This window comes from Inquilinus limosus MP06 (assembly GCF_000767795.1).
In the GTDB taxonomy this organism is placed as follows: Bacteria; Pseudomonadota; Alphaproteobacteria; order DSM-16000; family Inquilinaceae; genus Inquilinus; species Inquilinus limosus_E.
In genome coordinates, this window is sequence record NZ_JANX01000221.1 from 1 (window position 1) to 9,212 (window position 9,212).

At 69.1% G+C, this 9,212-nt stretch carries 10 protein-coding genes; 6 read left to right on the plus strand and 4 right to left on the minus strand.

Translation table 11 applies throughout. The features are described 5' to 3' along the window. Positions 1-151 precede the first annotated feature (151 nt). Positions 152-466 (minus strand): DUF736 domain-containing protein, encoded by a 315-nt coding sequence (locus tag P409_RS17510; RefSeq protein WP_052120837.1) that lies wholly within the window; start codon positions 464-466, stop codon positions 152-154. Between the two features lie 374 nt (positions 467-840). On the opposite strand from P409_RS17510, the gene P409_RS17515 reads away from it, so the two are divergent. The 3 genes from P409_RS17515 to P409_RS17525 all read left to right on the plus strand — a co-directional run bounded on the left by P409_RS17515 (position 841) and on the right by P409_RS17525 (position 3,402). Continuing rightward, positions 841-1,485 (plus strand): response regulator transcription factor, encoded by a 645-nt coding sequence (locus P409_RS17515; RefSeq protein ID WP_034840239.1) that lies wholly within the window; start codon positions 841-843, stop codon positions 1,483-1,485. Positions 1,486-1,549: 64 nt separating this feature from the next. After that, entirely contained in the window at positions 1,550-2,107 is a 558-nt protein-coding gene (locus P409_RS17520) for a hypothetical protein (protein WP_152613426.1), read from the plus strand. Further along, positions 2,104-3,402 carry a sensor histidine kinase gene (locus P409_RS17525; RefSeq protein ID WP_034840248.1) on the plus strand — a complete coding sequence of 433 codons (1,299 nt, stop codon included), beginning with the start codon at positions 2,104-2,106 and terminating at the stop codon, positions 3,400-3,402. The genes P409_RS17520 and P409_RS17525 overlap by 4 nt, the downstream gene beginning before the upstream one ends. Positions 3,403-3,406: 4 nt before the next feature. Here P409_RS17525 and P409_RS17530 read toward each other — a convergent pair whose 3' ends face one another. The 3 genes from P409_RS17530 to P409_RS17540 form a co-directional block, all read right to left on the minus strand. After that, complete coding sequence (locus P409_RS17530) at positions 3,407-3,970, minus strand: GNAT family N-acetyltransferase (protein ID WP_034840254.1); 564 nt, start codon at positions 3,968-3,970, stop codon at positions 3,407-3,409. Between the two features lie 77 nt (positions 3,971-4,047). Then, positions 4,048-5,142: an ABC transporter ATP-binding protein gene (locus P409_RS17535; protein ID WP_034840258.1), complete on the minus strand. Its 1,095-nt coding sequence runs from the start codon at positions 5,140-5,142 to the stop codon at positions 4,048-4,050. Between the two features lie 149 nt (positions 5,143-5,291). Further along, positions 5,292-6,437 (minus strand): trans-sulfuration enzyme family protein, encoded by a 1,146-nt coding sequence (locus P409_RS17540; protein WP_034840263.1) that lies wholly within the window; start codon positions 6,435-6,437, stop codon positions 5,292-5,294. A gap of 90 nt (positions 6,438-6,527) precedes the next feature. Here P409_RS17540 and P409_RS17545 point away from each other — a divergent pair, with 90 nt between their 5' ends. The 3 genes from P409_RS17545 (at position 6,528) to P409_RS17555 (ending at position 9,069) form a co-directional block, all read left to right on the plus strand. Beyond that, positions 6,528-6,725 carry a DUF3553 domain-containing protein gene (locus P409_RS17545; protein ID WP_034840267.1) on the plus strand — a complete coding sequence of 66 codons (198 nt, stop codon included), beginning with the start codon at positions 6,528-6,530 and terminating at the stop codon, positions 6,723-6,725. Between the two features lie 252 nt (positions 6,726-6,977). After that, positions 6,978-8,039: a sulfate/molybdate ABC transporter ATP-binding protein gene (locus tag P409_RS17550; protein WP_034840271.1), complete on the plus strand. Its 1,062-nt coding sequence runs from the start codon at positions 6,978-6,980 to the stop codon at positions 8,037-8,039. A gap of 22 nt (positions 8,040-8,061) precedes the next feature. Continuing rightward, positions 8,062-9,069 carry a sulfate ABC transporter substrate-binding protein gene (locus P409_RS17555; protein WP_034840275.1) on the plus strand — a complete coding sequence of 336 codons (1,008 nt, stop codon included), beginning with the start codon at positions 8,062-8,064 and terminating at the stop codon, positions 9,067-9,069. Positions 9,070-9,212: the final 143 nt, after the last annotated feature.

The window sequence follows — 9,212 nt, forward strand, 5'->3', positions numbered from 1 at the left end:
ATTTTGTCGAGGCCTGGGCCAGCCCTCACCCGGTCTCGCTGCGCGAGCCCGACCTCTCCCGCGTCCGGCGGGAGAGGCAATCCGCGAAGACGCTCGACATCGTCAGTCCTGCCCGAACGCATCGCGTGATCGGGCATCAATTCATCCCGCTCTAATGCGACCAGAACAGGTCGAACCGGTCATCGTCCTGGGTGGACTGGCACAGCGTGGCGTGGATCGGCCGGGAGACGTGCGGGTCGCGGATCTGCACGTTGTAGGAGACGGGGCGGTCCTCCCGCCGGCAAGCCCAGGCGCCGCCGATCTCGTGGTCGTCACCGGAATAGACCAGCAGGTCAGGCGCCTTCGGGCTCTCCGCCGCATGCGGGTTCGGGACCAGCCGGATCCGATCCTGGAACAGCAGCGTCCGCACCGGCCCCTCGATGACGTCGTGGTTGCGGTACAGCGTGCCGATGCCGATCGTGGTCATGACGGGCCCTCAGTGACGGGACAGCGCGGCGAGCCGGCCCGGCCCGACAGGCATGATCTGCCGCGGACACCCGGCCGGTACGCCCAAGATGTCACAAAGGAACTCCATCCGCGGCCCAAGGTTCCAGTTGACAAAAGATGTCGAGATTTTTAGTAAATTTTCCATCCTCTCGAGACTTTCACAAACGATAACCATGCGGAATCGGGGCCGCCACCACCCCATCACTTGAGGCCAGAATCCGGCCTCAGAGAAAGGGGGGACCCCACCCCTTTTTCCGCAGGACATTCAATGGCATTCGAGACGAATCCTGGCCTAGCGCACCCCCGACGGCCGGACTAGGATCCTGTACGGGTCCCACCGTGGAAGATGCAGTCATGACGGCCGCCGATCAGACCTCACGTGCGCTGGTGATCGAAGACCAGGATCTGATGCGCCTGGCCCTGATCGGCGAGCTGAAGGCAGCCCTGCGGGACTGCATCGTCCAGGGCGCCGCGACCTGGGAGATCGCCGCCGGGCTGCTGCGCGAGCACAGCTTCGACTTGGTGATCATCGATCCCGGCCTGCCCGGCTTCGACCCGACCTCGCCGCAGCACCGGCTGGCCGTGGTCAAGGCGGTGATCGACGCCTCTCCCGACGCGCTGCACATCGTCGTCACCGGCTCGGACAGCGTCGAGGAGGGCGAGGCCTGCCGGATGCTGGGCGCCAACGCCTATGTCGGCAAGACCGGCCTCGACCGGGACACGCTCTCCAGCATCATCGACAAGATCTCGGACACGCGCTTCTCGCTGTCGCTGTCCGCGGTCAAGGCGGTGACCCCGGAATTCTACTATTCCGGGCTGACCCCGCGGGAGCAGGAGATCATCGACTTCATGCGCAGCCGGCCGAAGGGGGTCAAGCGCAAGGAGATCTACGAGAAGATGGGCGACCGCTTCGGCATCGACCCGTACACGGTCGAGAAGTACTACAAGCAGGCGCGCGCCAAGCTGCTGAAGAACGGGCTGTTCCCGAAAGGGGCCTGAGCATGAAAGTCCGGCGCGACCGCCCTCCCCGTCCCTCCAACCGGCACCGTCCACGGCCCGACTGATGTTCCGCGTCCTCCGCATGGCGATGTCCGCCACCGCCATGCTGGCCCTCGCCTGCAGCGCTTCCGCGGCCCCGGTGGGCTATGAGGACCCCCATATCCTCCGGATCGAAAGCTCCCCCGGCCAGGCGATCGCCACCTACACGCCGGACCAGATCAAGACCGCGTTCCCGCAGCGGGTGATCGAGACCGGGACGCCGTGGACCGAGGGCGGCGAGACGATCCGCTATCGCGGCCCGGACCTGAAGGCGGTTCTAGACCGCAGCGGCCTGGGCGATGCACGATCGATCGACGTCTTCGCCTATGATGATTTCATCACCGCCATCCGGATGGACGAGATCTCGCAATACCAGCCGATCCTGGCGATCGAGCGCGGCTGCACCGGCGCGGACCACAAGAGCGGCCGCTGCGCCGAGGGGCAGGAGTTCCGGCCGCTCGACCTGGCGGATTCCGGGCCCTATTCGATCATCTGGCCGCTCGACCAGCTGCCCAAATCCTACACGGCCGGGCGCAACGCGATCTGGGTCTGGTTCGTCGTCGCGCTGAGGCCCGGGCAGTGATCAGGGTCCCGTCCCTCAGGGGGCTGCGCCGCTGGCTGGACGTCGTGCCCTATGTCGGGCTGGTCGTGGCCATCCTGCTGGGCTCCTGGTCGTTCATGCGGTCCGAGCATTACCGGGAGGAGACCGACATCCTCCTGATGCAGTCCTACGAGGTGCAGTGGCGGGGCTCGCAGATCCGGGAGCGGCTGGCCAACATCGTCGGGCTGCTGCGCCTGTCGATGGCGACGCGGGAGCGGCAGCCCCAGCTGTCGCAGGAGGTCGGGCTGCTGCAGTTCAACATGGTGGCGCTGCGCAACCTGCAATATATCGACCATTTCCTGGATCCGCAGGACTTCGCCCGGCTGGACAGCAGCATCCAGACCATCAAGACGCGGATCCTGCCCAATCTGGGCGCGGCGGAGAACGACCAGGAGACGCTGGATTTCCTGACCGACATCCAGCAGGACATGTTCCAGGTCTCCGGCACCACCGGGGCGCACAGCCGCACGCTGAACGAGACGGCGCACATCGCCGAGAACGCGCTGCGCAACATGGCGATCTTCGTGCTGGCGCTGGCGGCGGTGATCGTGGTCGGGGTCATCATCCACCAGCAGTCGATCATGGCGCGGCGCAAGGACCAGCAGATCCGCTCCTTCGCCTCGCTGTTCGCGCACATGACCCGGTCGCGGGTCGCGGCGCTGGCGCTGTTCATCAAGAGCCTGCGCGACGGCCAGGCGCCGGATCCGGAGCTGGTCGCCGCCGCCTCGCGCGCCGCGACGGAGCTGGACGGCATCAACAACGGCCTGCTGAAGATCGCCTATTCGGCCAAGCCGAGCCGGAACGTGGCGCTGCAGAGCATCCTCGACGCCCTGTCGCAGGACCATGGCGGCCGGATCCAGTTCGACGTGCCGGAGGAGGCAAGGGGCGCGCTGGTGGCCTCGCCGCAGTTCCACCTGATCCTGGACGAGCTGATCCGCAACGCCGAGCACGCCGTGGCCGCGGCCGGGAAGCCGGACTCCCGCGTCGTCCTGCGCGCCCGCCTGACCCGGCGCTTCCCCTTCGGGCGGCGGCTGGTGCTGGAGGTGATCGACAACGGCCTCGGCATGTCGGCCGCGGTGCGCGCCAAGGCGACCGAGCCGTTCTTCTCGATGCGGGCCGGCAGCCATGTCGGGCTCGGCCTGACCGGCTGCGCCGAGATGGTCAAGGCCCTCGGCGGCCGCTTCCGCATCGAATCCGCGGAAGGTCGCGGCACCTCGGTGCGGATCCTCTACCCCCTGCCGCGCAGGGACGGGCCGGATCAGCGCGCCGCGGCCTGACGCCTCAACGCGCGGCCTGACGCTGCCATTCCTCCTCGAGCATGGCGAAGATCAGCTCGTCGCCCCAGACACCGTTGAAGCGGTCATTCTGGATCAGATGCGCCTCCTGCCGCATGCCGAGCCGCCGGAGGACGCCGATCGAGCCGGTGTTCAGCGCATCGCAGCGGGCGAAGATGCGATGGAAGCCGAAGCGGCCGAAGCCGAGGCCCAGCACCGCCCGCGCCGCCTCGGTGGCGTAGCCGCGCCCGCCGGCCTCCGGCGCGAAGGTATAGCCGATCTCGGCCTGCCGGGCCTCGCGGCTGACCCATTTCAGCACCACGTCGCCGAGCAGGGCGCGGGTGTCGCGGCCTTCCACCGCCAGCACCAGTTCGTCGCCCTCGCCCTCGAACTTCAGCGCGCCGAACCGCTCCAGCGCCGCCCGCGACTGCTCCGGCGTGCGGGGGTTCCGGTACAGGTAGCGGGCGACCTCGGGCAGGCGGTGATAGCCGTGAAAGGCCTCGAAATCCTCCGGCACGAAGCGGCGGAGGATCAGCCTCTCGGTCTCGACCGGCACGATCGGATCCGGCATGCGGCGTTCCTGGGTGAGTCGGCGGAAGTGATCCGTCGTACAACCGGCGCGGCGGATCGCTCAATGATTCCCGTCACTCACGCGGTCAGCGCCCGGCAGTCGGCGGCGGCCCAGCCGACGGTCACGGCCTCGCCCGCCGCCAGGGCCGGGCGGCCGTCGGCGTTCGGCAGCTTCAGCACGAAGTCGTCGCGGCCCAGCAGCGACAGCCGGGCGCGGGTGTGGTCGCCATGGAAGATCAGCTCCTCGATCCGGGCCGGGAAGCGGTTCGGCCCGGCCTCGGCGCCGGGCGACAGACGCACCCGCTCCGGCCGGATCGACAGGGTGGCGCGGGCCCCCTGCCCGGCCGCCCCGACCGGTGTCGCCAGCACCGAGAAGCCGCCGTCAACCGCGACCGTACACTGCCCGCCCGCCAGGGTTTCCACCGTCCCGGCCAGCTTGTTGTTCTCGCCGATGAACTGGGCGACGAAGGCGGTCTCCGGCCGGTCGTACAGGTCGTCCGGCGCCGCCAGCTGGTCGATCGCGCCCTCATGGAACACGGCGATGCGGTCCGACATGGTCAGCGCCTCGCCCTGGTCATGGGTGACATAGACCACGGTGACGCCGAGCGAGCGGTGCAGATGCTTGATCTCGAGCTGCATGTGCTCGCGCAGCTGCTTGTCGAGCGCGCCCAGCGGCTCGTCCATCAGCACCAACCGCGGCTCGAACACCAGGGCGCGGGCCAGGGCCACGCGCTGCTGCTGCCCGCCCGAGAGCTGGGCCGGCCGGCGGCCGCCGAAGCCGGCCAGCTTGACCATGTCGAGCGCGCGCTCGACCCGCTTCTCGGCGTCGGCGCCGCCGATGCCGCGGACCTTGAGCGGGAAGGCCACGTTCTCGCGCACCGTCATGTGCGGGAACAGCGCGTAGTTCTGGAACACCATGCCGATATCGCGGCGCCAGGGCGGCAGCGCGTCGATCGCCTTGCCCTCCAGCAGGATGCGGCCCCGCGTGGGAGTCTCGAACCCGGCCAGCATCATCAGCGTCGTGGTCTTGCCCGAGCCGGAGGGGCCGAGCAGGGTCAGGAACTCGCCCTGCCGGATGGCGAGGTCCAGCCCCCGCACCACCAGCGTCTCGCCGTCATAGGTCTTGGCCACGTCGACGAAATCGACGAAGGCCCCCGTTTCCCTGTCCGCCATGCCGTCCCTGTTCTTCCTTGTTCTACGCTTCACCCACACCTGTCATTGCCGGGCTTGACCCGGCAATCCAGAAAATGTCGACAGTCTCTGGATGCCCGGGTCAAGCCCGGGCATGACAATAAGAGGGAATCCCGGCCGGTACCGTGGCCCTATTCCGCCAGCGCCTGCTCCAGATCGGCAATCAAGTCCTCGACCGCCTCGATGCCGATCGACAGGCGCAGCAGGTCGTCGGGCACCGTGCCGTCCTCCTTCTCGATCGTGGCGCGATGCTCGATCAGGCTCTCGACCCCGCCCAGCGAGGTGGCGCGGATGAAGATGCCGACGCGAGAGATGGCGCGCAGCGCCGCCTCGCGCCCACCGGCCAGGCGCAGCGACAGCATGCCGCCGAAGCCGCCCTCCATCTGCCGCGCCGCGATCGCATGGCCGGGGAAGCTCGGCAGGCCGGGGTAGCAGACCTGGGCCACCGCCGGATGGCCGTCGAAGCGCTCGGCGATGCGCTGGGCGCTGACGCTGGCGGCACGCACCCGCACGAACAGGGTGCGCATGCCGCGCAGCAGCAGCCAGGCCTCGAACGGCCCCAGCACCGGCCCGGCCAGGAAGCGGATGCGGCCGATGCGCTGCCACAGCGGGCTGTCCGCCGCCGTCACCACCGCGCCGGCGACCACGTCGGAGTGGCCGTTCAGGTACTTGGTGGCGGAGTGCACGACGAGGTCGGCGCCATGGGCGATCGGCCGGCACAGGGCCGGCGAGGCCGAAGTGTTGTCGACCGCCAGCAGCGCCCCGGCCGCATGGGCGATGGCGGCGGCGGCGGCGATGTCGGTGATCGACCAGACCGGGTTGGCCGGGGTCTCGACATAGACCAGCTTCGTCACCCCCGGCCGGATCGCGGCGCGCAGGGCGTCGAGATCGCCGGTGTCGACCAGGTCGCAGGCCAGGCCCCAGGGGATCAGCAGCTCGCGCAGCAGCTTGCCGGTGCCGAAATACATGTCGCGCGAGCAGACGACGTGGTCGCCCGGCGCCAGCGCCTGGAACAGCGCCGTGATCGCCGCCATGCCGGAGGCGAACAGCATCGCCCCGCTGCCGCCCTCCAGCCGCGCCAGCAGCGCCTCGGCCTGCAGATAGGTCGGGTTGTCGTCGCGGCTGTAGCCGCGGCCGCCGACCTGGGCATAGGCGGCGTCGCGGGCATAGGTCGAGGACGGGTGGATCGGCGGCACGATCGCGCCGGTGCCGCCGCAGAGATAGCCGTCGAGGCGGGCGGCGAGGGTTTCGGGGCGGCAGGGCGGCCGATCGACCATGGGAACTCCGAAGTGCCTTCCGGGTGTAACGCCCCTGACGCGGCCCTGCAATCCGTGGCAACGTGGCCGAGAGGAGACGGGAGCTTGTCGATGGCGTTCGATAACGGGTTCGGGATCGATCTGGGGCTGGCGCCCGGGATGTGGGTGCGGCACCCCGATCAGCCCGACTGGGGCCCCGGCCAGGTGCAGTCGGTGATCGGCAGCCGGATCACGGTGAATTTCGAGAACCGCGGCAAGGTGCTGATCGACGGCTCGGTGATCGGGCTGGAGCCGGCGGAGGAGGGATAGAAGCAGGCCGTCCCCCTTTGTCATTGCCGGGCTTGACCCGGCAATCCAGGGGCCACGGAGAGCCGCTCTGGCCGCCCCTGGATCCTCGGGTCAAGCCCGAGGATGACAGTGAGGGGCGGGCCACCCATAATACAACCACCAGCCGTTCAATCTCACCACGTCGCCTGACGCTTCGTGGATTTTCCGCTGGCGCCCGTTTTACGCTTCGCTATGATGGAAGCCCTTTATTTACATTAAACACGAGCAAAATCGATGCGCGTCGAGCTTCGCGGGATCGAGAAGCGGTTTCAGGAGTTCACCGCGCTGTCGGGAATCGGCCTCGACATCGAGGCCGGGCATCTCTGCGCCCTGCTCGGCCCCTCCGGCTCGGGCAAGACGACCCTGCTGCGCATCATCGCCGGGCTGGAGCATGCCGATGCCGGGTCCCTGCGGATCGGCGGCACCGACATGTCGGCGGTCGATGTCCGCGACCGCCAGGTCGGCTTCGTGTTCCAGCACTACGCCCTGTTCCGGCATATGAGCGTGCTGGACAATATCGGCTTCGGCCTGAAGGTGCGGCCGCGCCAGACCCGGCCGGAGGCCGAGGCGATCCGCGCCCGGGCCAGGGAGCTGCTGGCCCTGGTGCAGCTGGAGACGTTCGGCGACCGCTATCCCGACCAGCTGTCCGGCGGCCAGCGCCAGCGCGTGGCCCTGGCCCGGGCCCTGGCGATCGAGCCGCGCATCCTGCTGCTGGACGAGCCCTTCGGCGCGCTCGACGCCCGGGTTCGCAAGGATCTGCGCCGCTGGCTGCGCGAGCTGCACCAGACGCTGAAGCTGACCACCGTCTTCGTCACCCACGACCAGGAGGAGGCGCTGGAGCTGGCCGACCAGGTGGTGGTGATGGATCACGGCCGGGTCGAGCAGATCGGCAGCCCGGCCGAGGTGTATGAGCGGCCGGCGACGCCCTTCGTCTACGAGTTCCTGGGCCAGGCGGTGCGCCTGCCCTGCCGCATCGGCCCCGACCGCGTCGATGTCGAGGGCGCGGTGCTGCCGCGGCCGGCAGGCTATGCCGGGCCGGATGGCGCCGGCGAGATCTTCGTCCGCCCGCACGACCTGCTGCCGCAGGATGCCCGCGCCGACGCCTTCCCGATCGCCATCCGCAGCGTCAACGTCGTCGGCCCGCTGGTGCGGGTCGAGGCGGTGACCCAGCACGGCGCGATCCCGCTCGACCTGGAATGGCACCGGCGCCAGCTCGCCGCCCGCCTGCCCGCCGCCGGCGAGACGCTGCAGGTCGGCGCCGCGCAGTTCGGCCTGTTTCCGGCACGCGCCGCCTGAGCATTCCTCCAAGGAGATTTCTATGAAGCGTTCCTTCCTGGCGCTGGCCGTCGCGGCCGGCCTGTTCTGCGGTGCGGCCGGGACCCAGGTGCAGGCCCAGACCACCATCCTCAACGCCTCCTTCGATGTCGGGCGCGAGCTCTATGCCGACATCAACCCGGCCTTCCAGACCTACTGGAAGGGCAAGTCCGGCCAGGAAGTGACGGTCGAGCAGTCGCATGCCGGCACCTCGAAGCAGGCGCGGTCGATCCTGGAAGGCCTGCAGGCCGATGTCGTCACCTTCAACCAGGCGACCGACATCGCGGCGCTGGAGAAGGGCGGCGCGGTCAAGCCGGGCTGGCAGGCCGCCTTCCCGAACGGCGCCTCGCCCTACTACTCCTTCCCCGCCTTCCTGGTGCGCAAGGGCAACCCGAAGGGCATCAAGGACTGGGGCGACCTGGCGCGCGACGACGTGCAGGCGGTGTTCCCCAACCCGAAGACCTCCGGCAATGCCCGCTACACCTACCTCGCCGCCTATGCCTGGGCGCTGAAGGCCAATGGCGGCGACCAGGCCAAGGCGCAGGATTTCGTCAAGACCGTGCTGTCGCATGTGCCCGTCTTCGACACCGGCGGGCGCGGCGCCACCACCACCTTCGTCGAGCGCGAGACCGGCGACGTGCTGATCACCTTCGAGGCCGAGACCCGCGGCATCCAGAAGGAATATGGCGACCGGGGCTTCGAGGTGGTGGTGCCGCCGAGCAGCCTGAAGGCCGATTTCCCGGTGGCGGTGGTCGACAAGGTCGCCGCCGCCCGCGGCACGGCCGAGCTGGCCAAGGGTTATCTCGACTTCCTGTACCAGCCGGCGGCGCAGGAGATCCTGGCCGAGCATTTCTACCGCCCGACCCTGGCCGAGGTCGCGGCCAAGCACGCCGACCAGTTCCCGGCGATCACGCTGGCGACGGTCGACGAGGTGTTCGGCGGCTGGGACAAGGTGAATGCCGAGCATTTCGCCTCCGGCGGCATCCTCGACACCGTGTTCGTGAACCAGTGAGCCGGGTTGAGATGGCGGCCCCCCTTCCGTTGCTCCTTCCGAGTCCCCCCTCCCCTTGCGGGAGGGGGTTAGGGGGAGGGGGTTCTCTCGGCTTTCTCCGGCCCTGGATGACGACAACCGGGTTGGCTGACCGGTCCCACCTC

Bases quoted from the DNA above. Each gene is read 5' to 3' on its own strand.
- P409_RS17510 (WP_052120837.1), bottom strand. From the start codon at position 466: ATGACCACGATCGGCATCGGCACGCTGTACCGCAACCACGACGTCATC.
- P409_RS17515 (WP_034840239.1), top strand. From the start codon at position 841: ATGACGGCCGCCGATCAGACCTCACGTGCGCTGGTGATCGAAGACCAG.
- P409_RS17520 (WP_152613426.1), top strand. From the start codon at position 1,550: ATGTTCCGCGTCCTCCGCATGGCGATGTCCGCCACCGCCATGCTGGCC.
- P409_RS17530 (WP_034840254.1), bottom strand. From the start codon at position 3,970: ATGCCGGATCCGATCGTGCCGGTCGAGACCGAGAGGCTGATCCTCCGC.
- P409_RS17535 (WP_034840258.1), bottom strand. From the start codon at position 5,142: ATGGCGGACAGGGAAACGGGGGCCTTCGTCGATTTCGTCGACGTGGCC.
- P409_RS17540 (WP_034840263.1), bottom strand. From the start codon at position 6,437: ATGGTCGATCGGCCGCCCTGCCGCCCCGAAACCCTCGCCGCCCGCCTC.
- P409_RS17545 (WP_034840267.1), top strand. From the start codon at position 6,528: ATGGCGTTCGATAACGGGTTCGGGATCGATCTGGGGCTGGCGCCCGGG.
- P409_RS17550 (WP_034840271.1), top strand. From the start codon at position 6,978: ATGCGCGTCGAGCTTCGCGGGATCGAGAAGCGGTTTCAGGAGTTCACC.
- P409_RS17555 (WP_034840275.1), top strand. From the start codon at position 8,062: ATGAAGCGTTCCTTCCTGGCGCTGGCCGTCGCGGCCGGCCTGTTCTGC.